The sequence below is a fragment of the Massilia sp. NBRC 108631 genome, assembly GCF_059704565.1.
On the sequence record NZ_BAAKJE010000032.1, the window covers coordinates 1 to 229 of the forward strand.

Genomic DNA, 229 nt, shown 5'->3' on the forward strand with positions numbered 1-229 from the left:
ATACATACAATCACTACCCTCGTTCAATCTTGCGATCAAACGAAAATAATAAATCTTTACTTCTTCCAAATTTTTAAAGAACGAAACAATCGATAAGTGTGAGCGCTTGGCGTGGTGCCATACTCTAGAAAGGAGGTGATCCAGCCGCACCTTCCGATACGGCTACCTTGTTACGACTTCACCCCAGTCACGAATCCTACCGTGGTAAGCGCCCTCCTTGCGGTTAAGC

1 rRNA gene is annotated in these 229 nt (G+C 45.4%); it reads right to left on the reverse strand.

The window, feature by feature from the left end:
• Positions 1–128 precede the first annotated feature (128 nt).
• Positions 129–229, reverse strand: a 16S ribosomal RNA gene (locus AC6H42_RS03065); the annotation flags it as partial.